General features: G+C 61.2%; 22 protein-coding genes. 16 read left to right on the forward strand and 6 right to left on the reverse strand.

Features of this window, described 5'->3' with window-relative positions; genetic code table 11:
* Positions 1–368: 368 nt before the first annotated feature.
* From mraZ to lpxC, 16 genes are all read left to right on the forward strand, one after another.
* Positions 369–824: a division/cell wall cluster transcriptional repressor MraZ gene (mraZ, locus tag ACEN8Q_RS28190; protein ID WP_007917012.1), complete on the forward strand. Its 456-nt coding sequence runs from the start codon at positions 369–371 to the stop codon at positions 822–824.
* Positions 821–1,768, forward strand: a complete 948-nt coding sequence (gene rsmH / locus ACEN8Q_RS28195) for a 16S rRNA (cytosine(1402)-N(4))-methyltransferase RsmH (protein WP_008016693.1) — start codon at positions 821–823, stop codon at positions 1,766–1,768. The genes mraZ and rsmH overlap by 4 nt, the downstream gene beginning before the upstream one ends.
* Positions 1,765–2,058 carry a cell division protein FtsL gene (gene ftsL / locus ACEN8Q_RS28200; RefSeq protein WP_008016694.1) on the forward strand — a complete coding sequence of 98 codons (294 nt, stop codon included), beginning with the start codon at positions 1,765–1,767 and terminating at the stop codon, positions 2,056–2,058. The genes rsmH and ftsL overlap by 4 nt, the downstream gene beginning before the upstream one ends.
* A complete protein-coding gene (locus tag ACEN8Q_RS28205; protein ID WP_181456704.1) occupies positions 2,058–3,797 on the forward strand; it encodes a peptidoglycan D,D-transpeptidase FtsI family protein in 1,740 nt (579 codons plus the stop codon). Before ftsL ends, ACEN8Q_RS28205 begins: the two co-directional genes overlap by 1 nt.
* A complete protein-coding gene (locus tag ACEN8Q_RS28210; RefSeq protein WP_413704032.1) occupies positions 3,797–5,260 on the forward strand; it encodes a UDP-N-acetylmuramoyl-L-alanyl-D-glutamate--2,6-diaminopimelate ligase in 1,464 nt (487 codons plus the stop codon). The genes ACEN8Q_RS28205 and ACEN8Q_RS28210 overlap by 1 nt, the downstream gene beginning before the upstream one ends.
* The gene (locus ACEN8Q_RS28215; RefSeq protein ID WP_413704033.1) at positions 5,253–6,620 is read left to right on the forward strand and encodes a UDP-N-acetylmuramoyl-tripeptide--D-alanyl-D-alanine ligase; all 1,368 of its coding nucleotides are present in this window, start codon (positions 5,253–5,255) and stop codon (positions 6,618–6,620) included. Before ACEN8Q_RS28210 ends, ACEN8Q_RS28215 begins: the two co-directional genes overlap by 8 nt.
* On the forward strand, positions 6,620–7,702 hold the full coding sequence (mraY, locus tag ACEN8Q_RS28220; protein WP_007989886.1) for a phospho-N-acetylmuramoyl-pentapeptide-transferase: 1,083 nt from the start codon (positions 6,620–6,622) through the stop codon (positions 7,700–7,702). The genes ACEN8Q_RS28215 and mraY overlap by 1 nt, the downstream gene beginning before the upstream one ends.
* A gap of 6 nt (positions 7,703–7,708) precedes the next feature.
* Positions 7,709–9,055: a UDP-N-acetylmuramoyl-L-alanine--D-glutamate ligase gene (gene murD / locus ACEN8Q_RS28225; RefSeq protein ID WP_413704034.1), complete on the forward strand. Its 1,347-nt coding sequence runs from the start codon at positions 7,709–7,711 to the stop codon at positions 9,053–9,055.
* Positions 9,052–10,269: a putative lipid II flippase FtsW gene (ftsW, locus tag ACEN8Q_RS28230; protein ID WP_413428108.1), complete on the forward strand. Its 1,218-nt coding sequence runs from the start codon at positions 9,052–9,054 to the stop codon at positions 10,267–10,269. Before murD ends, ftsW begins: the two co-directional genes overlap by 4 nt.
* Positions 10,259–11,329 (forward strand): undecaprenyldiphospho-muramoylpentapeptide beta-N-acetylglucosaminyltransferase, encoded by a 1,071-nt coding sequence (gene murG / locus ACEN8Q_RS28235; protein ID WP_413428109.1) that lies wholly within the window; start codon positions 10,259–10,261, stop codon positions 11,327–11,329. The genes ftsW and murG overlap by 11 nt, the downstream gene beginning before the upstream one ends.
* The gene (gene murC, locus ACEN8Q_RS28240) at positions 11,322–12,782 is read left to right on the forward strand and encodes a UDP-N-acetylmuramate--L-alanine ligase (RefSeq protein WP_413428110.1); all 1,461 of its coding nucleotides are present in this window, start codon (positions 11,322–11,324) and stop codon (positions 12,780–12,782) included. The genes murG and murC overlap by 8 nt, the downstream gene beginning before the upstream one ends.
* Entirely contained in the window at positions 12,779–13,762 is a 984-nt protein-coding gene (locus ACEN8Q_RS28245; RefSeq protein WP_413704035.1) for a D-alanine--D-alanine ligase, read from the forward strand. Before murC ends, ACEN8Q_RS28245 begins: the two co-directional genes overlap by 4 nt.
* Before the next feature lie 4 nt (positions 13,763–13,766).
* Positions 13,767–14,633 carry a cell division protein FtsQ/DivIB gene (locus tag ACEN8Q_RS28250; RefSeq protein WP_413428112.1) on the forward strand — a complete coding sequence of 289 codons (867 nt, stop codon included), beginning with the start codon at positions 13,767–13,769 and terminating at the stop codon, positions 14,631–14,633.
* Between the two features lie 14 nt (positions 14,634–14,647).
* Complete coding sequence (gene ftsA / locus ACEN8Q_RS28255; RefSeq protein WP_007989901.1) at positions 14,648–15,907, forward strand: cell division protein FtsA; 1,260 nt, start codon at positions 14,648–14,650, stop codon at positions 15,905–15,907.
* Between the two features lie 73 nt (positions 15,908–15,980).
* Positions 15,981–17,174 carry a cell division protein FtsZ gene (gene ftsZ / locus ACEN8Q_RS28260; RefSeq protein ID WP_223548556.1) on the forward strand — a complete coding sequence of 398 codons (1,194 nt, stop codon included), beginning with the start codon at positions 15,981–15,983 and terminating at the stop codon, positions 17,172–17,174.
* A gap of 112 nt (positions 17,175–17,286) precedes the next feature.
* Positions 17,287–18,198 carry a UDP-3-O-acyl-N-acetylglucosamine deacetylase gene (gene lpxC / locus ACEN8Q_RS28265; protein ID WP_008016709.1) on the forward strand — a complete coding sequence of 304 codons (912 nt, stop codon included), beginning with the start codon at positions 17,287–17,289 and terminating at the stop codon, positions 18,196–18,198.
* Positions 18,199–18,372: 174 nt separating this feature from the next.
* Here the strand turns inward: lpxC and ACEN8Q_RS28270 are convergent, their stop codons facing one another.
* The 6 genes from ACEN8Q_RS28270 to ACEN8Q_RS28295 all read right to left on the reverse strand — a co-directional run bounded on the left by ACEN8Q_RS28270 (position 18,373) and on the right by ACEN8Q_RS28295 (position 26,789).
* A complete protein-coding gene (locus tag ACEN8Q_RS28270; protein ID WP_413704036.1) occupies positions 18,373–19,875 on the reverse strand; it encodes a diguanylate cyclase in 1,503 nt (500 codons plus the stop codon).
* Positions 19,876–20,121: 246 nt separating this feature from the next.
* Positions 20,122–20,346 carry a hypothetical protein gene (locus ACEN8Q_RS28275; protein WP_413428117.1) on the reverse strand — a complete coding sequence of 75 codons (225 nt, stop codon included), beginning with the start codon at positions 20,344–20,346 and terminating at the stop codon, positions 20,122–20,124.
* Between the two features lie 143 nt (positions 20,347–20,489).
* Positions 20,490–21,854, reverse strand: a complete 1,365-nt coding sequence (locus tag ACEN8Q_RS28280) for a heavy metal sensor histidine kinase (protein WP_413428114.1) — start codon at positions 21,852–21,854, stop codon at positions 20,490–20,492.
* Entirely contained in the window at positions 21,844–22,521 is a 678-nt protein-coding gene (locus tag ACEN8Q_RS28285; protein ID WP_007998286.1) for a heavy metal response regulator transcription factor, read from the reverse strand. Before ACEN8Q_RS28285 ends, ACEN8Q_RS28280 begins: the two co-directional genes overlap by 11 nt.
* A 9-nt stretch (positions 22,522–22,530) precedes the next feature.
* Positions 22,531–25,632 (reverse strand): multidrug efflux RND transporter permease subunit, encoded by a 3,102-nt coding sequence (locus tag ACEN8Q_RS28290; protein ID WP_413428115.1) that lies wholly within the window; start codon positions 25,630–25,632, stop codon positions 22,531–22,533.
* Positions 25,629–26,789, reverse strand: a complete 1,161-nt coding sequence (locus ACEN8Q_RS28295) for an efflux RND transporter periplasmic adaptor subunit (protein ID WP_413428116.1) — start codon at positions 26,787–26,789, stop codon at positions 25,629–25,631. Before ACEN8Q_RS28295 ends, ACEN8Q_RS28290 begins: the two co-directional genes overlap by 4 nt.
* Positions 26,790–26,815 lie beyond the last annotated feature (26 nt).

A 26,815-nucleotide genomic window follows, 5' to 3' on the forward strand; every position in this document is an offset into this window, starting at 1 on the left:
GGGCGTTGGTGGCAGCAATGAGCCCATAATTGGGGTGGTCGCATAAACTCCACGTAGTAGCCATTTCCCTCCTTGCACAATCGTCAGCAGAACCACTTTTGTAATACCGAAAAAATCTTACTCTTAATAAATTACTTTAACTTCCGAATGCAGCCTCCTGCGCTGATTCAAGTTATCGGGCAGTTTCATGTGCCGGATTCTCGTTGCCCCTCCTTTAATGCTCCTAAATCTCAGTTCTGTAAGGGTTTTCCTTTGATCCGCGCCTTGACGGTGTGGTGGGCGCATTCCTATAGTGTGCGCAAGTGGCGGAAAGTGGCATGAAGTGGGTTTTTTGAACTCAAAACGCTAGAATTTGGAGAAACGCTGACGTGTTTCGCGGAGCCAACGCTATCAGTCTCGATGCAAAGGGCCGTCTCGCAATGCCGAGCCGGTACCGTGACGAGCTCGATTCGCGTAGTTCCGGTCAATTGATCGTAACAATTGATGCCGTTGATCCTTGTTTGTGTGTTTACCCCCTCGATGAGTGGGAAATTATTGAAACCAAACTGCGCGCACTGCCTTCGCTTCGCGAAGAGAACCGCCGCCTGCAACGTTTACTGATTGGTAATGCCGTCGACCTTGAGCTCGATGGCAGTGGTCGTTTCCTGGTTCCACCGCGTCTTCGTGAATATGCCAAGTTGGATAAGCGCGCAATGCTGGTAGGCCAACTGAACAAGTTCCAATTGTGGGACGAGGATGCCTGGAACGCGGTTTCTGCCGCTGACCTGGCTGCTATTCAACAACCGGGCGCTATGCCTGACGAACTGCGTGATTTGATCCTGTGACTATTGATAGCGGCTTTAACCACATCACCGTACTGCTTGACGAAGCCGTCGAGGCTCTCGCCGTACGTCCTGATGGCTGCTATCTGGACGGCACGTTCGGGCGCGGCGGGCACAGCCGGTTGATTCTCAGCCAGCTCGGCCCCGACGGCCGGTTGCTGGGATTCGATAAAGATCCACAAGCGATTGCCACCGGGCAGACGCTAGCGGCCGAAGACGGCCGCTTTGTCGTTGTGCAGCGCAGCTTTGCCGAACTCGGTTCGGAAGTCGCCGAGCGCGGTCTGGCCGGCAAGGTCAGCGGCGTTCTGCTGGATCTTGGCGTATCCTCGCCTCAGCTCGACGACCCTGAGCGCGGTTTCAGTTTCCTCAACGACGGTCCGCTGGACATGCGCATGGATCCGTCCCGTGGCATCAGCGCCGCCGAATTCGTCAACACCGCACCCGTGGAAGAAATCGCCCGTGTGTTCAAGGAATACGGCGAAGAGCGTTTCTCCGGTCGCATGGCCCGTGCCGTGGTCGAGCGCCGCGACATCAAGCCATTCGAGCGCACCGGTGACCTGGCGGAAGTCCTGAAGGTCGCCAACCCGGCGTGGGAAAAGGGCAAGAACCCTGCAACCCGTGCGTTCCAGGGATTGCGTATTCACGTCAACAACGAACTGGGCGATCTGGAGACCGGGCTCGAAGCCGCGCTGGAGTGCCTGGAAGTGGGTGGTCGCCTGGTGGTGATCAGCTTTCATTCGCTGGAAGATCGCATCGTCAAACTGTTCATGCGCAAGCTGGTGAAAGGCGAAGCCGACAACCTGCCGCGCAACCTGCCGGTTCGGCACGTCGCCTTCGAACCGAAAATCAAAGTCCATGGCAAAGCGCAGACGGCCTCCGACGCCGAACTCAAAGCCAACCCACGTTCCCGTAGTGCTGTCATGCGTGTGGCGGAGAAGCTGCGGTGAGCAAGCTTTTCGCCAAGCCATTGCCCGGCGGAAGCTTTTTCATGCTGCTGCTGTTTGTTGCCGTGCTCGTTTCGGCCATCGGCGTGTCTTACAGCGCCCACTGGAATCGCCAGTTGTTGAACACGCTGTACAACGAATTGAGCGTGCGCGACAAGGCGCAAGCCGAGTGGGGCCGGTTGATTCTGGAACAGAGCACCTGGACCGCCCACAGCCGTATCGAAGTGCTGGCCACCGAACAATTGAAAATGCACATCCCCGGTGCCGCTGACGTGAAGATGGTGGCGCCATGATGAAACTCGAAGGTGCACTCTTTCCCTGGCGGTTCCGTGTGGTCCTGGGTTTGCTGGGCGTCATGGTGGCTGCTATCTGCTGGCGCATCATCGATCTGCAAGTGGTCGACCGTGACTTCCTTAAAGGTCAGGGCGATGCGCGCAGTGTGCGTCATATTCCGATTCCGGCTCACCGTGGTCTGATCACCGACCGTAACGGCGAGCCTTTGGCTGTCAGTACCCCGGTGACCACGCTGTGGGCCAACGCCAAGGAAATGCAGTTGGAGAAAGACAAGTGGCCAGCACTGGCCGCAGCGCTGGGGCAAGATCCCAAAGCCCTGACCGAGCGTCTTGAAGCCCAGGCCAACAAAGAATTCATCTACCTGGTGCGTGGGCTGACGCCGGAGCAGGGGCAGGCCGTGCTCGACCTGAAGGTGCCGGGTGTCTACGGCATCGAAGAGTTCCGGCGTTTTTATCCTGCCGGCGAAGTCACCGCCCATATGGTCGGTTTTACCGACATCGACGATCACGGTCGTGAAGGTGTCGAACTGGCCTACGACGAATGGCTGGCCGGGGTCCCCGGCAAGCGCCAGGTGATCAAGGACCGGCGCGGCCGGCTGATCAAGGATGTCCAGGTCACCAAAAACGCCAAGGCCGGCAAGCCCTTGGCGTTGTCCATTGACCTGCGCCTGCAATACCTGGCCAACCGCGAATTGCGCAACGCGATCATCGAGAACGGCGCCAAGGCCGGCAGCCTGGTGATCATGGACGTGAAGACCGGCGAGATTCTCGCGATGGTCAACCAGCCGACCTACAACCCGAACAACCGTCGCAACCTGCAGCCGGCAATGATGCGTAACCGCGCGATGATCGACGTGTTCGAACCCGGTTCGACCATGAAAGCGATCTCGATGAGCGCCGCGATCGAAACCGGCCGCTGGAAGCCGAGCGACACTGTCGAGGTGTATCCGGGCTCGTTGCAGATCGGCAAGTACACCATCAAGGACGTATCCAAGACCGAAGGCCCGGTGCTCGACCTGACCGGCATTCTGATCAACTCCAGTAACGTCGGCATGAGCAAGGTCGCGTTCGACATCGGCGGCGAAACGATTTTCCGCCTTGCGCAGAAAGTCGGCCTTGGCCAGGACACCGGCCTGGGCTTCCCGGGCGAGCGCGTCGGCAACCTGCCGAACTACCGTGAATGGCGCAAGGCAGAAACCGCCACGCTGTCCTACGGCTACGGTATCTCCGTGACCGCGATCCAGTTGGTCCACGCCTTCTCGGCCCTGGCCAACAACGGTCGCCTCGCACCTTTGACGCTGATCAAGACCGACAAGCCGCCGCAGACTACCCAGGTGCTGCCGGAGGCCGTCGCGAAAACCATGCAAGGCATGCTGCAACAAGTGATCGAGGCCCCGCGCGGCGTGTTCCGTGCGCAAGTGCCGGCGTATCACGTGGGCGGCAAGTCCGGTACCGCTCGTAAAACATCGGTTGGTACCAAGGGGTACGCCGAGAACTCCTACCGTTCGCTGTTCGCCGGTTTCGGCCCGATGAGCGATCCGCGTTACGCCATCGTGGTCGTAATCGATGAGCCGACCAAGGCCGGTTACTTCGGCGGCCTGGTTTCCGCGCCGGTGTTCAGCCGCGTGATGTCGGGCACCCTGCGCCTGATGAACATTACGCCGGACAACCTGCCACCTACTCAACAAGCGAACGCTACACCGGTCGTTCCGCTGAAAGCCAATGGAGGGCGCGGCTGATGTCTCTGAGCCTGAACAAGATTTTCCCTCACGCCGGCCACGATCTGCTGATTCGCGAGCTCGCCCTGGACAGCCGCAATGTTCGCGCGGGTGATCTGTTCCTCGCCGTGCCGGGCGGGAAGTTCGATGGGCGTGCGCACATTGCCGACGCGTTGCAGCGCGGTGCTGCTGCAGTGGCCTATGAAGTCGAAGGCGCCACGGTCCTGCCGATCGCTGAAGTGCCGCTGATTCCGGTCAAGGGGCTAGCGGCGCAGTTGTCGGACATCGCCGGGCGTTTTTATGGCGAGCCGAGCCATCACCTGAACCTGGTGGGCGTCACCGGCACCAACGGCAAGACCAGCGTGACTCAATTGGTCGCCCAGGCACTGGACCTGCTTGGCCAGCACTGCGGCCTGGTTGGCACACTCGGTTGCGGTTTCTATGGCGCGCTGGAAAGCGGTCTGCACACCACACCGAATCCGATTGCCATGCAAGCGACCCTGGCGGACCTGAAAAAGGCCGGGGCCAAAGCCGTGGCGATGGAAGTTTCTTCCCACGGCCTGGACCAGGGCCGTGTGACGGCATTGGCCTTCGATGTGGCGGTGATGACCAACCTGTCCCGCGATCATCTGGATTACCACGGCACCATGCAGGCTTACGGCGAAACGAAGGCCAGGCTGTTTGCGTGGAATGATTTGAAATGCCGCGTGGTCAACCTCGACGACGAGTTTGGCCGGCAGTTGGCCGCGGACAAGCGCGAGTCGCGACTGATCACCTATAGCCTGGAAGATTCCAGTGCCTACCTGTATTGCCGCCAGGCGCAATTCGACGACGAAGGCGTGCGCGCCACGCTGGTCACGCCACAGGGCGAGCATCTCTTGCGTAGCGCTTTGCTCGGTCGCTTCAATCTGAGCAATGTCCTGGCGGCGGTCGGCGCGTTGCTCGGTCTGGATTACGCACTGGACGAAATCCTCAAGGTGCTGCCGAAGCTCGAAGGCCCGGCCGGTCGCATGCAGCGACTGGGCGGTGGCTCGCAGCCGTTGGTGGTGGTCGATTACGCCCACACCCCGGATGCCCTGGAAAAGGTCCTGATGGCCCTGCGTCCTCACGCCAGAGGCCGATTGCTGTGCCTGTTCGGTTGCGGTGGTGATCGCGATCGCGGCAAGCGTCCGCTGATGGCTGAAGTGGTCGAGCGCCTGGCCGATGGCGTGCTGGTCACCGACGACAATCCGCGTACCGAAGACCCCTCGGTGATTTTCGATGACATCCGCGCCGGTTTCACGGCTGTGGATAAAGTGGAGTTCGTTGCCGGTCGTGGTCAGGCGATTGCCCGGTTGATCGCCAGTGCCTCGGTGGACGACGTGATTGTCCTGGCCGGCAAAGGTCACGAGGACTATCAGGAAATCAATGGCGAGCGTCATGCCTTTTCCGATCTGGTCGAGGCTGATCATGCCTTGAACGCTTGGGAGGTGGCCCATGCTTGAGGCCTTGAAACTGAGCGAACTGACCGGTGCGCTGAATGCTCGCCTGGTGTCCACCGATGCCAGTTTCGACGGCGTCAGCATCGACAGCCGCGCGATCAAACCGGGCCAACTGTTCATTGCTCTGGCCGGTCCGCGTTTTGACGGTCATGACTATCTGAATGAAGTCGCCGCCAAAGGCGCGGTCGCGGCGTTGGTCGAGCGCGAAGTCGCCGATAGCACGTTGCCGCAATTGCTGGTCAAGGACACCCGCCAGGCCCTCGGCCAGTTGGGCGCGCTGAATCGTGTGGCGTTCACCAAGCCTGTCGCAGCCGTCACCGGCTCCAGCGGCAAGACCACGGTCAAGGAAATGCTCGCAAGCATCCTGCGTACCCGCGGTTCGGTCCTGGCGACCCGTGGCAATCTGAACAACGACCTCGGCGTGCCGCTGACCCTGCTGGAACTCGCCCCGGAACACAACGCGGCGGTAATCGAGTTGGGCGCTTCGCGTCTGGGTGAAATTGCTTATACCGTGGGGCTGACCAAGCCACACGTGGCAATCCTCAACAACGCAGGGACCGCCCACGTCGGCGAGTTCGGCGGGCCGGAGAAAATCGTTGAGGCCAAGGGCGAAATCATCGAAGGGCTGGCGGCCGATGGCGTCGCCGTGCTCAACCTCGATGACAAGGCGTTTGGCATCTGGAAAGCCCGCGCAGGCGCCCGCAAGGTGCTGACGTTCGCCCTGAGCAACACTCAGGCAGATTTCCATGCCAGTGACCTGGCCACCGATGCTCGTGGTTGCCCGGCGTTCAATCTGCACAGTCCTGAAGGTGTGGAGCGCGTTCAACTGAACCTGCTCGGCACCCATAACGTCGCTAACGCAATGGCCGCCGCGGCGGCTGCCCATGCCTTGGGTGTGTCGCTGCCTGGTATCGCCTCCGGCCTTGGCGCGGTGCAACCGGTCAAGGGGCGCACCGTTGCGCAATTGGCCAGCAACGGCATGCGCGTGATCGATGACACTTACAACGCGAACCCCACCTCCATGTGCGCTGCCGTTGATATACTGGCCGGCTTTTCCGGTCGCACCGTCCTGGTGCTCGGAGATATCGGCGAGTTGGGCGAATGGGCGGAGCAGGGGCACCGCGACGTGGGTGCGTACGCCCGTGGCAAGGTTTCTGCGCTGTACGCCGTCGGGCCAATGATGGCTCACGCCGTGAACGCATTCGGTCCTCAGGCTTTTCACTTCAGCACGCAGGCTGAGCTGATCAAGGCCCTGGACGCCGAGCAAGACACAAACACCACCATTTTGATCAAGGGGTCGCGCAGCGCTGCGATGGAAAACGTCGTCGCCGCCTTGTGCGGGTCCAGTCTGGAGAAACATTAATGCTGCTGCTGCTAGCGGAGTATCTGCAACAGTTCTACAAAGGCTTCGCGGTCTTCCAGTACCTGACCCTGCGCGGGATTCTCGGTGTACTGACCGCGCTGGTCTTGTCGCTGTGCTATGGCCCGTGGATGATCCGCACGTTGCAGAACCGTCAGATCGGTCAATCCGTTCGCAACGACGGCCCGCAGTCGCACCTGTCCAAGTCGGGCACTCCGACCATGGGCGGCGCGCTGATCCTGTCCTCCATCGGTGTCAGCACCCTGCTCTGGGCTGACCTGACCAACCGTTACGTCTGGGTCGTACTGCTGGTGACCTTGCTGTTCGGCGCCATCGGCTGGGTTGATGACTACCGCAAGGTCATCGAGAAAAACTCCCGCGGCCTGCCTAGCCGCTGGAAGTATTTCTGGCAGTCGGTATTTGGCCTGGGCGCAGCGATCTTCCTGTATGTGACCGCCGCCACTCCGGTGGAAACCACGCTGATCCTGCCGATGCTCAAGGACTACAGCATTCCGCTGGGCGCAGGCTTCATCGTCCTGACCTATTTCGTGATTGTCGGTTCGAGCAACGCGGTCAACCTGACCGACGGCCTCGACGGTCTGGCGATCATGCCGACGGTGATGGTGGGCGGCGGCCTGGGCATTTTCTGCTACCTGTCGGGTAACGTGAAATTCGCTGAATACCTGCTGATTCCTTACGTACCGGGCGCGGGGGAGCTGATTGTGTTCTGCGGCGCGTTGATCGGTGCGGGCCTGGGCTTCCTCTGGTTCAACACCTATCCGGCACAAGTCTTCATGGGCGACGTCGGCGCACTGGCGCTGGGCGCGGCCCTGGGCACCATCGCGGTGATCGTCCGTCAGGAAATCGTCCTGTTCATCATGGGCGGTGTGTTCGTGATGGAAACCCTGTCCGTGGTCATTCAGGTCGCCTCTTTCAAGCTGACCGGTCGTCGCGTATTCCGCATGGCGCCCATTCACCACCATTTTGAACTCAAGGGTTGGCCCGAGCCGCGCGTGATCGTCCGTTTTTGGATCATCACCGTGATTCTCGTGCTGATCGGCCTTGCCACCCTGAAGCTGAGGTAGAAATTCGTGTCTCTGATCGCTTCTGACCACTTCCGCATCGTTGTCGGCCTCGGCAAGAGCGGCATGTCCCTGGTTCGCTTCCTGGCGAACCGGGGCGTGGCGTTTGCCGTGGCCGATACGCGGGAAAATCCACCGGAACTGGCCACGCTCAAGCGTGACTATCCGCACGTGGAAGTGCGTTGTGGCGAGCTGGACGTCGAGTTCCTGTGCCGTGCCGACGAGCTCTACGTGAGCCCCGGCCTGGCGCTGGCGACCCCGGCCCTGCAGGCCGCCGCCGCCCGTGGCGTGAAACTGTCCGGCGACATCGAGCTGTTCGCGCGTAACGCGAAGGCGCCGATCGTGGCCATCAGCGGCTCCAACGCGAAAAGCACCGTCACCACCCTGGTCGGCGAAATGGCGGCTGCGGCCGGCAAGCGCGTCGCGGTGGGCGGCAACCTCGGCACCCCGGCGCTGGATCTGCTCAGTGACGACGTCGAGCTGTACGTGATGGAACTGTCGAGCTTCCAGCTGGAAACCACCGACCAGCTCAATGCTGAAGTGGCGACCGTGCTCAACATCAGCGAAGACCACATGGATCGCTACAGCGGTCTGCCGGCGTACCACTTGGCCAAGCACCGGATCTTCCGTGGCGCGAAACAGTTCGTGGTCAATCGTCAGGATGCGCTGACCCGTCCGCTGATCGGCGAGGGCCAGCCGTGCTGGACCTTCGGTCTGAACAAACCGGACTTCAAGGCGTTCGGTATCCGTGAGGAAGATGGCGAGAAATACCTGGCCTTCGAATTCCAGAACCTGATGCCGGTGCGCGAGTTGAAGATTCGCGGCGCCCATAACCAGTCCAACGCCCTCGCGGCCCTGGCTCTGGGTCATGCCGTCGGCCTGCCGTTCGATGCCATGCTGTCGAGCCTGCGCACCTTCGCCGGCCTCGAGCATCGCTGCCAATGGGTCCGTGACCTCGACGGCGTGGGTTACTACAACGATTCCAAGGCCACCAACGTCGGTGCCGCGCTGGCCGCCATCGAAGGGCTGGGCGCGGACATCGAGGGCAAGGTCGTGCTGATAGCCGGTGGCGACGGCAAGGGTGCGGAGTTCAAGGATCTGCGCGCTCCGGTGGCGGCCAACTGCCGCGCCGTGGTGCTGATGGGCCGCGACTCCGACAAGATCGGCGAGGCCATCGGCGACGCCGTGCCGCTGATCCGCGCCGGCTCCCTGATCGAAGCTGTCGAGCAATGCCGCGCCGCCGCGCAGCCGGGCGACGTGGTGCTGCTGTCGCCAGCCTGCGCCAGTTTCGACATGTTCAAGAACTACGAAGACCGTGGTCACCAGTTCGTCCAAGCCGTGGAGGATCTGGTATGAGCCTGAGAGGCATCATCAAGCCGTACCCGTCGCCGATCATCACCGGGCGCGGTATCGACCTCGATTTCCCGATGCTCGCCGGTTGCCTGACGTTGCTCGGCCTGGGGCTGATCATGATTGCCTCTGCATCGACCGAAGTGGCGGCCGTGCAGTCGGGCAGCGCCCTCTACTACATGATTCGCCACCTTATTTACGTGGTGCTGGGCCTGGGTGCCTGCATCGTCACCATGATGATCCCGATTGCCACCTGGCAACGCCTGGGCTGGCTGATGCTGCTGGGTGCGTTCGGTTTGCTGGTGATGGTGATCATTCCGGGGATCGGCCGTGAGGTTAACGGCTCGATGCGCTGGATCGGCTTCAGTTTCTTCAACGTCCAGCCTTCCGAGATCGCCAAGGTGTTCGTGGTGATCTACCTCGCCGGTTATCTGGTGCGTCGCCAGAAAGAAGTGCGGGAAAGCTGGATGGGCTTTTTCAAGCCGTTCATCGTGTTGCTGCCGATGGCTGGCCTGCTGCTGATGGAACCGGACTTCGGTGCCACCGTCGTGATGATGGGGGCTGCGGCGGCGATGCTGTTCCTTGGCGGTGTCGGGCTGTTCCGTTTTTCCCTGATGGTGGTCCTGGCTGTCGGAGCGGTGGTGCTGTTGATTCAAATGCAGCCGTATCGAATGGCGCGCCTGACCAACTTTGCCGACCCGTGGGCCGACCAGTTCGGTGCCGGTTATCAGTTGTCCCAGGCATTGATCGCTTTCGGTCGTGGCGAATGGCTGGGTGTTGGCCTGGGCAACAGCGTACAGAAACAGTTCTACCTGCCGGAAGCCCACACCGACTTCGTGTTCTCGGTCCTGGCCGAAGAACTGGGCGCGGTGGGTTCGTTGTGCACCGTGGCACTGTTCGTCTTCGTGTGTATCCGCGGCATGTACATCGGTTTGTGGGCCGAGAAGGCCAAGCAGTTTTTTGCAGCTTATGTCGCCTACGGTTTGTCCTTCCTGTGGATTGGTCAATTCCTGATCAACATCGGCGTGAACGTGGGCTTGCTGCCGACCAAGGGGCTGACCTTGCCATTCCTCAGCTATGGCGGCAGTTCGTTGGTTATTTGCTGTGCCTGTCTCGGCTTGTTGCTGCGCATCGAGTGGGAAAGTCGAACCCACCTGGGCAGCGAGGAGATGGAGTTCCATGAGAGCGACTTCGCCGAGGAGCCGAACCATGGGCGCTAACGTGATGATCATGGCCGGCGGCACCGGTGGCCACGTGTTCCCGGCACTGGCCTGTGCCCGTGAATTCCAGGCGCGCGGCTATACCGTGCACTGGCTTGGCACTCCGCGTGGCATCGAGAACGACCTGGTGCCGGCGGCCGGTATCGAACTGCACCGGATCAACGCCAGTGGTCTGCGCGGCAAGGGCAAGCTGTCGCTGCTCAAGGCACCGTTCATGTTGCTCAAGTCGGTCTGGCAGGCGCGGGCGATCATTCGCCGTCTGCAACCGGTCTGCGTCGTGGGCTTTGGTGGTTTTGTGACCGGTCCTGGCGGTGTTGCGGCAAAACTGGCCGGTGTGCCGGTGATCGTTCACGAGCAGAACGCCGTGGCCGGTACCGCCAATCGGTTGCTGGTGCCGTTGGCCGCCCGAGTCTGTGAAGCGTTCCCCGACACCTTTACCCTGTCGGACAGCCGCCGGACTACCGGTAATCCGGTGCGCACCGAGCTGTTCCTCGAGACATCGCGACCAGCCCTGGCTGGTCGCAAGGCGCGTTTGCTGATCCTGGGCGGAAGCCTGGGCGCAGAACCGTTGAACAAATTGCTGCCTGAAGCCCTGTCGCAAGTTGCTGTTGATTTGCGTCCGGAAGTGTTCCATCAGGCCGGCAAAAACCACGATGAAGTGACTGCAGAGCGCTATCGCGCGGCTGGCGTCGAAGCGCAGGTGCAGCCTTTCATCAAAGACATGGCCCAAGCCTATGGCTGGGCCGACCTGGTGGTATGTCGCGCAGGCGCGCTGACCATCAGTGAACTGGCCGCCGCCGGTCTGCCCTCGATGCTGGTGCCTTTGCCTCACGCCATCGACGATCACCAGACCCGCAACGCCGAATATTTGGCCCGTGAAGGCGCAGCCTTCCTGATGCCGCAAAGAACGACTGGTGCAGCGGATCTTGCCGCTCGCCTGACAGAGGTCCTGATGCAACCACAACGACTCAACGAAATGGCTACCGCGGCACGCCGCCTCGCCAAACCCGATGCCACCCGTAACGTGGTCGATAGCTGCCTGGAGGTGGCCCATGGTTGAGAGTCAGAAAGCCATGCCGCAACCGGAAATGCGCCGTATCCGTCGCATCCACTTCGTCGGTATCGGCGGTGTGGGCATGTGCGGGATTGCCGAAGTGTTGCTGAACCTGGGTTATGCCGTGTCCGGTTCCGACCTCAAGGCCTCGCCGGTGACTGAACGCCTGGAGTCCTTCGGGGCACAGATCTTCATCGGCCACCGCGCCGAGAACGCCGCTGCCGCCGACGTGCTGGTGGTGTCGAGTGCCGTGAACACGTCCAACCCGGAAGTCGCTACCGCGCTGGAACGCCGTATTCCGGTGGTGCCGCGTGCAGAGATGCTGGCTGAGCTGATGCGTTATCGCCACGGTATCGCCGTTGCCGGTACCCACGGCAAAACCACCACCACCAGCCTGATCGCTTCGGTGTTTGCGGCCGGTGGCCTGGACCCGACGTTCGTGATCGGTGGCCGCCTGAATGCCGCGGGTACCAATGCCCAGCTTGGCACCAGCCGTTACCTGATCGCCGAAGCCGACGAAAGCGATGCCAGCTTCCTGCACCTGCAGCCGCTGGTGGCCGTGGTCACCAACATCGACGCCGATCACATGGCGACCTACGACGGTGACTTCAACAAGCTGAAGAAAACCTTCGTCGAATTCCTGCACAACCTGCCGTTCTACGGTCTGGCGGTGGTGTGCCTGGACGATCCGGTGGTGCGTGAAATCCTGCCATTGGTCAAACGCCCGACAGTCACCTATGGCTTCGGCGAAGACTGCGACGTGCGCGCCATCAACGTGCGCCAGCAAGGCATGCAGACCTTCTTCACCGTGCTGCGCCCTGACCGCGAGCCGCTGGATGTTTCAGTGAACATGCCGGGCAACCACAACGTATTGAACGCTCTGGCAACCATCTGCATTGCCAGCGACGAAGGCGTCAGCGATGAAGCCATCGTCCAGGGCCTGTCCGGGTTCCAGGGTGTCGGTCGACGCTTCCAGGTCTACGGCGAACTGCCGGTGGACGGCGGCAATGTGATGCTGGTCGACGACTACGGTCACCACCCGACGGAAGTTGCGGCCGTGATCAAGGCCGTACGCGGTGGTTGGCCGGAGCGCCGCCTGGTGATGGTCTACCAGCCGCACCGCTACAGCCGCACCCGTGACCTGTACGACGATTTCGTCAATGTACTGGCCGACGCCAACGTACTGCTGCTGATGGAGGTCTATCCGGCCGGCGAAGAGCCGATTCCGGGTGCCGACAGCCGCAAGCTGTGCAACAGCATTCGTCAGCGTGGCCAGCTCGACCCGATCTACATCGAGCGTGGTGTCGACCTCGCGCCAGTGGTCAAGCCGCTGCTGCGCGCCGGCGACATCCTGCTGTGCCAGGGCGCCGGTGATATCGGCGGTCTCGCACCAAAACTGCTGAAGAGTGAGTTGTTCGCCGGGGCCGTTGCCGCGCCGGAGAAGGGGAAGTTGAAATGACTGCTGCCTACGCCAACCTGGTCTCCACGATCGCGCCGAAAGATTTCGGCCGCGTCGCCGTGCTGTTCGGCGGCAAGAGTGCCGAGCGTGAAGTCTCCCTGAAGTCGGGCAACGCTGTACTCGACGCGCTGCTGAGCGCCGGTGTGGACGCATTCGGCCTCGACGTAGGCGATGACCTGCTGCAGCGTCTGCAGAGCGAAAAGATCGACCGCGCCTTCATCATCCTCCACGGTCGTGGCGGTGAGGACGGCAGCATGCAGGGCCTGCTCGAATGCCTGGGCATTCCGTACACCGGCAGCGGCATCCTGGCGTCGGCCCTGGCCATGGACAAACTGCGCACCAAGCAGGTCTGGCACAGCCTGGGCATTCCGACGCCACGTCACGCAGTACTGAGCAGCGAGGCCGATTGTATTTCGGCGGCGACGGAACTGGGCTTCCCTTTGATCGTCAAACCGGCCCATGAAGGTTCAAGTATCGGGATGGCCAAAGTGAGTTCTGCGTCCGAGCTAATCGACGCATGGAAAGCGGCCAGTACCTACGATTCGCAAGTGTTGGTCGAGCAATGGATTCACGGTCCGGAGTTCACCATCGCCACCCTGCGTGACCAGGTGTTGCCACCGATTGCCCTGGGCACGACGCACTGCTTCTACGACTACGACGCCAAGTACATCGCCAACGATACCCAGTACCGCATTCCGTGCGGTCTGGACAGCGCCAAGGAACAGGAACTCATGGACCTCACGGCCAAAGCCTGTGAGGCGCTGGGTATCGCCGGTTGGGGCAGGGCAGACGTGATGCAGGACGCCGAAGGGCAGTTCTGGTTCCTGGAAGTCAACACTGCACCAGGCATGACCGATCACAGCCTGGTGCCGATGGCGGCCCGTGCCGCCGGTCTGGATTTCCAGCAACTGGTTCTGGCCATTCTGGCCGAGAGCGTTGCCGGCAACACTGCCGGTAACCAAGAGTCGACGAGAGGTTAAGGCCATGCAAGGCGCTCAGCTCAGACATCAGCCTCCCGCACCCGGCCGCAAGCCGGTGCCGCGGGGTGCCAGCCGAATGGTGGCCAAAGAGCCGATGTCTGCGCGCCTGCCGAAAGCCAATTTCGGCTTTCTGAAAAGCCTGTTCTGGCCGGTAGTGCTGGTGGCGTTGGGGTTCGGTACTTACGAAGGCGCCACTCGGCTGCTGCCGTATGCCGACCGGCCGATCACCAAGATCAATGTGCAGGGCGACTTGAGTTACATCAGCCAGCAAGCGGTGCAGCAGCGGATCGCTCCATACGTGGCGTCGAGCTTCTTCACCATCGACCTGGCGAGCATGCGCACCGAGCTGGAAACAATGCCGTGGATTGCCCACGCCGAAGTGCGCAGGGTGTGGCCGGATCAAGTGGTGATCCGCCTGGAAGAACAACTGCCGGTGGCCCGCTGGGGCGACGAGTCGCTGTTGAACAACCAGGGCCAGGCCTTCACTCCACGTGAGTTGGCGAACTACGAACACTTGCCTCAGCTGTTCGGCCCGCAGCGGGCTCAACAGCAAGTGATGCAGCAATACCAGGTATTGAGCCAGATGCTCAGGCCGCTGGGTTTCTCGATTGCACGCCTGGAACTGCGTGATCGCGGCAGCTGGTTCCTGACTACCGGCCCCGGCAGTGCCGGCCCGGGTATCGAACTGCTGCTGGGACGCGGCAACCAGGTGGAAAAGATGCGCCGTTTCATTGCCATCTATGACAAGACGCTCAAAGAACAGATTACGAACATTGCGCGCATCGATCTGCGCTACGCCAACGGCCTCGCTGTTGGCTGGCGGGAACCTGTAGCGCCGACGGCAGCCGTACCCGCTGTCGCGAAGAATTAAGAGAGGCAGGACCCATGGCAAACGTGCAAAGCGGCAAAATGATCGTCGGTCTCGATATCGGCACCTCCAAGGTGGTGGCGCTGGTGGGCGAGGTCGCGGACGACGGCACGCTGGAAATCGTCGGGATCGGCACCCATCCGTCCCGAGGCCTGAAAAAAGGCGTGGTGGTGAACATCGAGTCCACCGTGCAATCGATCCAGCGCGCCATCGAAGAAGCGCAGCTGATGGCTGGTTGCCGCATTCACTCGGCGTTCGTCGGCGTGGCCGGCAATCACATCCGCAGCCTGAACTCCCACGGCATCGTGGCGATTCGCGATCGCGAAGTCAGCTCGGCGGACCTTGAGCGTGTGCTCGACGCAGCCCAGGCCGTGGCGATTCCGGCTGACCAGCGCGTGCTGCACACCCTGCCGCAGGATTATGTGATCGATAACCAGGAAGGCGTCCGCGAGCCGCTGGGCATGTCCGGCGTGCGTCTGGAGGCCAAGGTCCACGTGGTCACCTGCGCCGTCAACGCCGCACAGAACATTGAAAAATGCGTGCGTCGCTGCGGTCTGGAAATCGACGACATCATTCTCGAACAGCTTGCTTCCGCGTACTCGGTGCTGACCGATGACGAGAAAGAGCTGGGCGTGTGCCTGGTGGACATCGGTGGCGGCACCACCGACATCGCGATCTTCACCGAAGGCGCGATCCGTCACACCGCGGTGATCCCGATTGCCGGTGACCAGGTGACCAACGACATCGCCATGGCGTTGCGCACTCCGACCCAGTACGCCGAAGAAATCAAGATTCGCTACGCCTGCGCCCTGGCCAAGCTGGCCGGTGCCGGTGAAACCATCAAGGTGCCAAGCGTTGGCGACCGTCCGCCGCGTGAGCTGTCCCGCCAGGCCCTGGCCGAAGTGGTCGAGCCGCGCTACGACGAACTGTTCACGCTGATCCAGGCCGAACTGCGCCGCAGCGGCTACGAAGACCTGATCCCGGCCGGCATCGTGCTGACCGGCGGTACGTCGAAGATGGAAGGCGCTACCGAACTGGCCGAGGAAATCTTCCATATGCCGGTCCGCCTGGGCGTGCCTCACGGCGTGAAGGGTCTGGATGACGTAGTACGCAACCCGATCTATTCCACCGGCGTCGGCCTGTTGATGTACGGCCTGCAGAAGCAGTCCGACGGCATCTCGTTCTCGGGCATCGGCAGCCGCGACAGCTACAGCAACGAAGAGCCACAGGCTCCGCTGCTGGACCGCCTGAAGAAGTGGGTCCAGGGCAATTTCTGAAGATTTACCGCTACACCGTTCCACCGAAGCACGCAGTAGGCGAAAAAACTAGAGAATGTAAAGGAGAGGGAAAATGTTCGAACTCGTAGACAACATCCCCGCAAGCCCGGTAATCAAAGTTATCGGTGTCGGCGGTGGCGGCGGCAACGCTGTCAACCACATGGTCAAGAGCAACATCGAAGGCGTCGAGTTCATCTGCGCCAACACCGATGCTCAAGCGCTGAAAAACATCGGCGCGCGCACCATCCTGCAACTGGGCACCGGTGTGACCAAGGGCCTGGGCGCTGGCGCCAACCCTGAAGTCGGCCGTCAAGCCGCTCTGGAAGACCGTGAGCGCATTGCCGAAGTGCTGGCCGGCACCAACATGGTGTTCATCACCACTGGCATGGGCGGCGGTACCGGTACCGGTGCTGCGCCGATCATCGCCGAAGTGGCCAAGGAAATGGGCATCCTCACCGTTGCGGTGGTGACCCGTCCGTTCCCGTTCGAAGGCCGCAAGCGTATGCAGATCGCCGACGAAGGCATTCGCATGCTCTCCGAAAGCGTCGACTCGTTGATCACCATTCCCAACGAGAAGCTGCTGACCATCCTCGGTAAAGACGCAAGCCTGCTGTCGGCTTTCGCCAAGGCTGACGATGTACTGGCCGGTGCCGTTCGCGGTATCTCCGACATCATCAAGCGTCCGGGCATGATCAACGTCGACTTCGCCGACGTGCGTACCGTGATGAGCGAAATGGGCATGGCGATGATGGGCACTGGCTGCGCCAGCGGTCCGAACCGTGCACGCGAAGCCACCGAAGCGGCCATTCGCAACCCGCTGCTGGAAGACGTGAACCTGCAAGGCGCTCGCGGCATCCTGGTGAACATTACCGCCGGTCCGGATCTGTCCCTGGGTGAATACTCCGACGTGGGTAGCATCATCGAGGCATTCGCCTCCGAGCACGCGATGGTCAAGGTTGGTACCGTTATCGATCCGGACATGCGCGACGAGCTGCACGTGACCGTCGTTGCCACAGGCCTGGGCGCTAAAATCGAGAAGCCTGTGAAGGTCATCGACAACACCGTCCACACCTCGATGTCTGCACAGCCACAACAACAGGCCCCTGTTCGTCAGGAAGCTCCAGCGGTGAACTACCGTGACCTGGACCGTCCGACCGTCATGCGCAACCAGGCCCAGGCCGGTGCTGCGGCTGCCGCGAAGATGAATCCGCAAGATGACCTGGACTACCTGGACATCCCGGCTTTCCTGCGTCGACAGGCCGATTGATGAAATGTATCAGGGGTATTAGGGTGATTGGTGTTCAGCAAAGGCCTGGTCTGCTATCATCGCCAGCCTTTGTTGATACCAGTTCGCAATTTGCGCTGAAGCGGCCCATGCCATGATTAAACAACGCACCCTGAAGAATATTATCCGTGCCACAGGTGTCGGCCTGCACTCCGGGGAGAAGGTCTACCTGACCCTCAAGCCAGCGCCTGTCGACACCGGCATCGTGTTTTGTCGCGCCGACCTCGATCCCGTGGTGCAGATTCCTGCCCGCGCGGAAAACGTTGGTGAAACCACTATGTCGACCACGCTGGTTAACGGTGACGTCAAAGTGGACACGGTAGAGCACCTGCTCTCGGCCATGGCAGGCCTGGGCATCGATAACGCCTACGTCGAGCTCTCCGCGTCCGAAGTCCCGATCATGGATGGTAGCGCCGGACCTTTCGTATTCCTGATTCAATCGGCTGGCCTGGAAGAACAGGACGCCGCCAAGAAGTTCATCCGCATCCTGCGTGAAGTGACAGTGGAAGATGGCGACAAGCGCGCTACTTTCGTCCCTTTCGACGGGTTCAAGGTAAGCTTCGAGATCGATTTCGATCACCCGGTTTTCCGTGACCGCACACAAAGTGCAAGCGTGGATTTTTCCAGCACTTCGTTTGTAAAAGAAGTCAGCCGCGCCCGTACCTTTGGTTTCATGAGTGACATCGAGTACCTGCGCAAGCACAACCTCGCACTCGGCGGCAGCGTTGAAAACGCTATTGTGGTCGACGCCGATGGCGTACTGAACGAAGACGGCCTTCGCTATGAAGACGAATTCGTGAAGCACAAGATTCTCGATGCAATTGGTGACCTCTACCTGCTGGGCAATAGCCTGATTGGTGAATTCAAGGGCTTCAAGTCCGGCCACGCACTGAACAACCAGCTGCTGCGCAAGTTGATTGAGCAGACAGATGCCTGGGAAGTCGTGACGTTCGAAGACGCCAGCACTGCACCGATCTCTTACATGCGCCCGGTTGCGGCCGTGTAAGCAAAAAACCTCTCTAGTTTTTAAAGGCTGCCTTCGGGTGGCCTTTTTTTATGCCCTGAAGTTTGTATTGTCTGGGCTGGCCTCATCGCGAGCAAGCTCGCTCCTACAGGGGGGACGCGGTCAACTGTGGGAGCGGGCTTGCTCGCGAAGAGGCCAGTCGATTCAGTATGGAATTCAACGGGCACACACCACCCGATTACGCCCCCCGTCCTTGGCCTGATACAACGCCTTGTCCGCACTGAACAGCAATTGCTCCAGGCTGGTATCGCTGGTCGCCGTCCAGGTGGCAATGCCGATACTCACGCTCATCGGCGACTCACCCGGATCCACCAGCGGCAGTTTTTGCACCGCCCCACGGATATGTTCGGCGATCTGCCGCGCGCCTTCACTGCCGGTTTCCGCCAGAATTACCGAGAATTCCTCGCCACCATAGCGCGCCACCAGGTCTGCCGGGCGATGGACATTGGCGCGGATGACCTCGGCCAATGCCCGCAAGGCATCGTCGCCGGCCTGATGCCCGTGCCGGTCATTGAAGGCCTTGAAATGATCGGCATCGATCATCAGCAATGACAACGGCTTGCCGCTGCGCTGTGCACGAAACCATTCATGGCGCAGCGTCTGGTCAAGGGATCGACGGTTGGCCACACCGGTCAATGCATCGGTGGCCGCCAGTTGTGACAGTTCCTGCTCGGCATGTTGGCGCAGGCGCAGCTCGCGGCAGAGCAGCCAGGTCAGCCAGAACAAACCGATGCACAAAACCCCGGTAGCACCGCTGATCACATAGGCCGTGCGGCTCCAGGTGGCGAACACTTCATCGATGGAAAGGGCCACGATGACGGTCAGCGGCAGATTGCCGACCCGGGAAAAGGTGTACAGGCGTCGTTGATGGTCGACACTCGATACGCTTTCGAAGGTCCCACTGCGCTCCTGCAGTATGCGTACGACGTTGGGACGGTTGGAGAAGCTTTTGCCGATGGAGTTTTGTTCCCGGTACGGTTTCTGCGCCAGGAGAATCCCGTCATTGTTGATGATCGCCAGCGTACTGCCGGTGCCGATGTCGAGGCTGTTGAACAGCTGATCGAAGTAGCTCATGCGCATCGACGCCACCGCGACCCCCAGAAACTCACCCGTGGGTGAGGAAATGCGTCGGCTGAAACTGATGCGCCATTCGTCTCTGTCATCGCAGTCGCAGCGCGGCTTGAACGGTCGGCTGATGAACATGCCGGTGTCGCGATTGGCGACATGGGCCTGGAAATAGTCGCGGTCAGCGAAGTTGCCCGGTTTCGGTTCGATCAATGATGAGTCGGCCAGCACGTCGCCGTGCTTGTCCAGCAGCAGGATGTCGCCTTTGTAGCGCGCGGTGGTGGAGCGGTCGAACAGCACCAGATGGCGGATCTGCGGTGATACCTGTTTCAGGTCGTCCCGTTGGGCGGCGGCGATCAGGCCCTGCAAGGTCAAATCATAAAGCTCGACCGTACGCAGGACATCGGCATCGATCAGTTGCGCAATGGTGGTCGCGCTGCGTGTGGCGGTCTGCTGGGCATAGGCGTGTTCGCGGATCAGCAGGAACGTGACGATGCACAGGATCGAGATGACGGTCAGGGTGCTGCCGAGGATCACCATGATCTCCGGTCGCCCGGGCGGGCCTTGAATATGTGGGGTGCGGCTTGCGGTCATAGGGCTGACGTCTGCTAAAGGGACGTAGTAAGCGTAGTTGCATAAACGCAGCAGCCGAGTGAATCGCTTCTGTTGCTCGAACGATTGATCATTGCCATTCGTGTCAGTGACTTTCGTTGCAGCAATTGCAACGAAAGTTGAGTCGCCACAAAAAAAAAGCCGCTGACAGCAGCGGCTTTGAAGACAACTTTTCGAAGGGAAGAGCCGATGAAAAGCGTCGAGGGAAACAGGCGCGACAGGTATGGATCAGCTGTCTTTTTCGGCCCGTGGCTGGGCCTGGGTGCTGGATGCTTGCGGGGCCTGGGCATCTTGCGCAGTCTTGGCCGTCATTTCGATCCGGTGCTCTTCGAACGCCGCGGAGCGTGCAGCGTTATGCGCGACGAAAGTCTGCGATTCTTCCGCCATCGCCAATGGCGACAGGAACAAAGAGGACAAAACGAAAGCGCTGGCAATACCCATACTGTTGGACATCTTTAAAACCTTCTTGCTTGGCAAGTGCTGTTTGGTGCGGGCAAAGATAAGGATCTGGAGCGAAGGGAAAAAGAGCGGATTCATGAAAGGACTGTTGCGTCTATGGCAACAGTTGATTGGCCGCACCCACAAAGGAAAAGGGATCAGACGGGCAGGTGGATGCCGAAGGTATTCATCCCGTGGTCGCTGCGCACGAACACATCGCCGCCATGCATCAATGCAATCGCCTTGACGATGGCCAGTCCCAGGCCGTGATTGTTGCCGCTGTTGCTGCGCGAAGCATCGACCCGATAGAAGCGCTCGAACAGCCGTGGCAGGTGTTCACGGGCAATCGGCGAACCGGGGTTGGCGACGCCGATGCTGACCTGGTGTTCTTCCGCTTCAATGCGCACCTGAATCACCTGCCCGGGCGCCGTATGCTGCACTGCGTTGTTCAGCAGGTTGATCAATGCCCGACGCAGGTGGGCGATCTCGATGCGCACTTGCGCGTCACCACTGACCTCAACCTGGACCTGAGCGTCTTCGAGAATGAAATCCAGATATTCCAGCGTCGTGGCTACCTCTTCGGCCAGCGAGGTGGAGGTGAGTTTGGTCGCCTTGCTGCCCTGGTCGGCACTGGCGAGGAACAGCATGTCGTTGATGATCGAACGCAGTCGCTCAAGCTCTTCGAGGTTCGATTGCAGCACTTCGAAGTAATGCTCGGCGGAGCGTCCACGGGTCAATGCGACTTGGGTCTGGCCGATCAGGTTGGTCAGTGGCGAGCGCAATTCGTGGGCGACGTCGGCATTGAACGACTCAAGGCGCGAGTAGGCTTGCTCGACCCGTTCCAGGGTCGAGTTGAACGAACTGACGAATTGATCGAGTTCCGGCGGCAGCGGTGACAATCGCAAGCGCCCCGAGCGCAATGGCGGGGCCAGGCGCTGCGCTTCCTGGGACAGTTTGATCAGCGGCTTGAGACCGATCCGCGCCACCCAGTAACCCAGTGCCGAGGCCAGCAGCACGCCGACGATCGCCAGGCTGATCAGCGCGATCAGCAGTTGATGCTGGGTATGGAAAAACGTTTCGGTGTCGATGGCGATCATGAAGCGCAGTGGTGGGCGCTGGTCCTTGGCCGGGAACTCGCTGACCAGCACTTTCAGCGGATATGGGTGGTCCGGCAGATGCATGTCCCTTGTGCCCAGCGGGCCTTGGGCAAAGGCGCGGACCTGTGGGGTCAGGTTGCCGTACTCATAGTGCGGATCGCCGCTGATGATCCAGAAACTGATGCGCTTGTCTTCTTCGCTCAGCAGATTGAGCTTGTTGTTGATCTTCACCCAATGCTCGGGCGTACCGTATCGGCCGACCGTGGACTCGAGCACGCTGTAGCGCGCATCGAGTTCAGCTTCTGGCAGCAGGCCCAAGCCTTTATCCACCTGTTGATAAAGTGCCCAGCCGATCAGCAGAAACACCAGCAGCGCCACCAGCGTGAACATCCCGCTCAGCCGCAGGGCGATTGAATTACTGGACACCACGGCTCTCCAGCACATAACCCATGCCGCGAATGGTGTGCAGCAGTTTCTCTTCGAACGGCCCGTCGAGCTTGGCCCGCAGGCGTTTGATCGCGACTTCGACGACGTTGGCGTCGCTGTCGAAGTTAATGTCCCAGACCATTTCGGCGATGGCGGTTTTCGAGAGGATTTCACCCTGGCGGCGAGCCAGCACACTGAGCAGCGAGAACTCCTTGGCGGTCAGGTCCAGCCGTGTGCCGCCACGTGTAGCCTTGCGACTGATCAAATCTATCCACAGGTCGGCGATGCTCACTTGCACCGGTTCATGGCCGCCGCTGCGCCGGGTCAGCGCTTGCAGGCGTGCCACCAGTTCAAGGAAGGAAAACGGTTTGCCCAGATAGTCATCGGCGCCGTCACGCAGGCCCTTGATGCGATCCTCCACACGCTCGCGGGCGGTGAGCATGATCACCGGGGTTTGCTTGCGCGCACGCAGGGCGCGCAACACGCCGAAGCCGTCGAGGCCCGGCAACATCACGTCGAGGACGATCACCGCGTAGTCGCTCTCCAGCGCCAGGTGCAGGCCTTCGACCCCGTCCCGCGCCAGATCCACGGTGTAACCCTGTTCCGTCAGACCGCGGTGCAGATAATCCGCGGTTTTTTCCTCGTCTTCGATAATCAGAACGCGCATGACCCTGCCTCAGTCTGTGCTTGCCAGCGCTGGCACTGGCGAAGGTTTGGGCCTGTGAAACAACCGCTCCAGCCACAAGTATATGACCGGCGTGGTGAACAGCGTCAGGGCCTGGCTCACCAGCAAGCCGCCGACCACCGCGATCCCCAGGGGCTGGCGCAACTCGGCGCCGGTGCCGTAGCCGAGCATCAGCGGCAGGGCGCCGAGCAGGGCGGCGAGGGTGGTCATGATGATCGGCCGGAACCGCGTGAGACAGGCCTTGAAGATCGCTTCTTCAGGCGACAATCCGGCATTGCGCTGCGCTTCGAGGGCGAAGTCGATCATCAGGATGCCGTTTTTCTTGACGATACCGATCAACAGCACCAGGCCGATCAAGGCCATGATCGAAAAGTCCTGGCCGCAAATCCACAGCATGATCACCGCGCCGAGGCCCGCCGATGGCAAGGTGGAAATGATCGTCAGCGGATGGACGAAACTCTCGTAGAGCACGCCGAGAATGATGTACACCGCCACCAGTGCCGCCAGAATCAGCCACGGCTGGCTGGCCAGAGAACTCTGGAACGCCTGGGCCGCGCCCTGGAAATTGCCGCTGATGGCGCTCGGCATGCCGATGTCGGCCTTGGCCTGGTTGAGCATGATCACCGCATCGCCCAACGCCACGCCCGGCGCCAGGTTGAACGACAGGTTGGCGGCCGGGAACATGCCGTCATGGGCGATGGACAGCGGGCCGACGGTCGGCGCGTCGAATTTGGCCAGGGCTGACAACGGCACCATTTGCCCGCTCAGGGGCGAGCGCAGGTAGAAATAGTTGAGGCTTTCGGCCTTGCCGCGCTGTTTGGTGTCCAGCTCCAGAATCACGTTGTACTGATTGACCTGGGTCTGGAATTCGTTGATCTGGCGCTGGCCGAATGCATCGTACAGGGCTTCGTCGACGTCGCTGGCGGTCAGGCCGAAACGCGCCGCCGCGCTGCGGTCAATGCTGATGTGGGTAATGCTGCCGCCCAGTTGCAAATCGTTGGAAATGTCGCGGAATGCCGGGTTGGCGCGCAGTTTTTCCGTCAGGCGCTGGGTCCAGGTGCTGAGTGTGCCGCCGTCGTTGCTCTTGAGTACGTATTGGTACTGGGCACGGCTTGGGCCGGAGCTGAGGTTGATGTCCTGGCCGGCGCGCAGGTACAGGACGATGCCCGGCACTTTCATCAGTTGCGGACGAATCCGGTCGATGAACTGACTGGCCGAGACATCGCGGTCGCTGCGTTTTTTCAGGGTGATCCAGAAGCGGCCGTTGGCGATGGTCTGGTTGCTGCCGGATACCCCGACCGAGTGCGAGAACGTTTCCACCGCAGGGTCGGCGGCGACGATTTCCGCCATTGCCAGGTGTTTTTTCACCATGTCGCCGTAGGAAATGTCGGCAGCGGCTTCGGTGGTGCCGAGGACGAAACCGGTGTCCTGGATCGGGAAGAAACCTTTCGGGATCAGAATGTACCCGGCAACGGCCAGGCCCAGTGACAGGCAGAACACGCCAATCATCAAGCGCTGATGGGCGAGGGCGCGGCGCAGGCCTTTTTCGTACCATGCCAGCAGACGCTCGCCAAAGCCCGGTTTGTCGTGGGCATGATGTACTGGCGCGCGCATGAACAGCGCGGCCATGGTCGGCGCCAGGGTCAGCGACACCACCACGGAAATCAGGATGGTCGAGGTGGCGGTCAGGGCGAATTCCTTGAACAACCGTCCGACCACGCCACCCATGAACAGCAGCGGGATGAACGCCGCCACCAGCGAAAAACTGATCGAGACAACGGTGAAGCCGATCTCGCCCGCGCCCTTGATCGCCGCTTCGCGCATGCCGTCGCCGGCCTCCAGGTGCCGGTGAATGTTTTCCACCACCACGATCGCGTCGTCGACCACAAAGCCCACGGCCACCACGATCGCCACCAGCGTCAGGTTGTTCAGGCTGAATCCCATGACGTACATCAGCGCAAAGCTGGCGGTCAGCGAAACCCCCAGCACCGCCGAGACGATCAGGGTCGCCGACAACTGGCGCAGGAACAGCGCCATCACCGCCACTACCAGCATGATTGCAATCAGCAGGGTGATTTCCACTTCATGCAGCGAGGCACGGATGGTCTGGGTGCGGTCGATCAGCGTCTTGACCTGCACCGAGGCGGGGAGCATCGCTTCCAGCGCCGGCAAGGCGGCCTGGATGCGGTCCACGGTTTCGACGATGTTGGCCCCCGGCTGGCGGAAGATCACCAGGTTCACCCCCGGTTGCGTGCCCGCCCAAGCCTGTACGTAGGCATCTTCCGAACCGTTGACGACTTTGGCGACGTCGCGCAGATGAACGGGTGCGCCGTCCTTGTAGGAAACAATCAGCTGGCTGTAGTCCTCCGGGTGGAACAACTGGTCGTTGGTGGACAGGGTCGAGATGCTCGATTCCCCGTACAGCGCACCCTTGGCCAGGTTGAGGCTGGTCTGCTGGATCGCCAGGCGGATGTCGGCGAGGGTCAGGCCGATGGCCGCGAGTTTGTCCGCCGAAACCTGGACGCGGATCGCCGGACGCTGCTGACCGGTGATGGCGACCTGGCCTACACCGTCGACCTGACTGAGCTGACGGGCCAACAGGGTTTCCGTCAGGTCGCTGAGCTCCGGGCCGGGCATCAGCGAGGAGTTGACGCTGAGGATCAGCACCGGGCTGTCGGCCGGGTTGACCTTGCGCCAGGTCGGCAGGTTCGGCATGTCCTTGGGCAGCTTGCCCGCGGCAGTATTGATCGCCGCCTGCACTTCCTGGGCGGCGGTGTCGATGCTCTTGTCGAGGGTGAATTGCAGGGTCAGGTTGGTCGAGCCCAGTGCACTGCTCGAGGTCATCTGGGTCACGCCGGGAATGGCGCTGAATTGCACTTCAAGGGGCGTGGCCACCGAGGAAGCCATGGTTTCCGGGCTGGCGCCGGGCAGTTGCGCGGCCACCTGGATGGTCGGGAACTCTGCTTCCGGCAACGGCGCTACCGGCAGGCGCGGAAACGCGATGACGCCCAGCAGCACCAGGGCGAACGTCAGCAGGACCGTGGCCACCGGGTGGTCGATGCACCAGGCTGATATCGAACCGTGGCCCTTCATTGCGCCGCCTCCGATTGCACCACTTGCGACGGCTCGGTCAGTACTTGCACGGTGGCGCCGGGCTTGAGCCGCGACTGACCATCGCTGACCAGCACATCACCGGGCTTCACGCCTTTGATGATGTCCTGGCCGCTGCCTTGATAGACCATCTGCACCTGCACGGCTTCGACTTTGTCGCCATTGACCCGGTACACGAAGTGCTGGTCCAGACCGCGTTGTACGACGGTCGGCGGTACCACCAGCGCATCTTTGTCCAGGGCAGTCTGAATCTTTACCGTCACCAGCAGGCCTGGCCACAGCTTCTGCCCCGGATTGTCGAATTCGGCCTTGGCGCGGATGGTGCCGGTGCTGGCGTTGATCTGGTTGTCGATCAGGGTCAGGTGACCTTCGCCGAGCAGGTTGCCGGTTTCACCGTCGGTGTCGGCGCCGATATAGGCCTTGACCTGGGCGTGCTGTGGGTCGTTGATCAGGCCCTGCAAGGTCGGCAGCATTTGCTGCGGCAGGGAAAATTCTACGGAGATGGGGTCGATCTGGGTCACGGTGAACAGGCCTTGGGCGTCGCTCATGCGCAGGAAGTTGCCTTCGTCGACTGTGCGAATACCGACACGACCACTGACCGGGGAGTGTATTTGTGTGTAGGAAAGCTGTACCTCAGCGGAATCAATCGAGGCCTGGTTGCCTTGGGCGGTGGCCTTGAGTTGATTGACCAGAGCCTGTTGCTGATCGTAGGTCTGCTTGGACACCCCGTCGTCGACGCTGAGTAATTTGTAGCGCTTGAGGTTGACCAGCGCCACTTGCAGTTGCGCCTGGTTTTCGCCCAGTTGTGCCCGGGCCTGGTCGAGACTGGCGCGGATCGACCGGTCGTCGATGGTGGCCAGCAGATCACCTTTTTTCACCAGTTGGCCTTCCTTGACCAGCAGTCTGGTGAGGATGCCGTCGATTTGCGGACGGACTACGACGCTGTGCAGGGACAGTACCGAACCGATGCCGCTTACGTAACGTGGCACGTCTTTTTCTGCCACGGCGACCACTCGCACGGGGATGGCCGTGGGGGCGGCGAGCTTGGCCTTGGCCGGTTTGGTGGCATACCACAGGCCCAGCGCTGCCAGGACGATCAGAAGGGCGACGAGCAGAGCGGGTTTTTTCTGGATTCGCATGCGAGTGGGGCGCCGGGGCTGGGTGG

Source organism: Pseudomonas sp. Pseusp16, from assembly GCF_047324915.1.
GTDB lineage: Bacteria > Pseudomonadota > Gammaproteobacteria > Pseudomonadales > Pseudomonadaceae > Aquipseudomonas > Aquipseudomonas fluorescens_CD.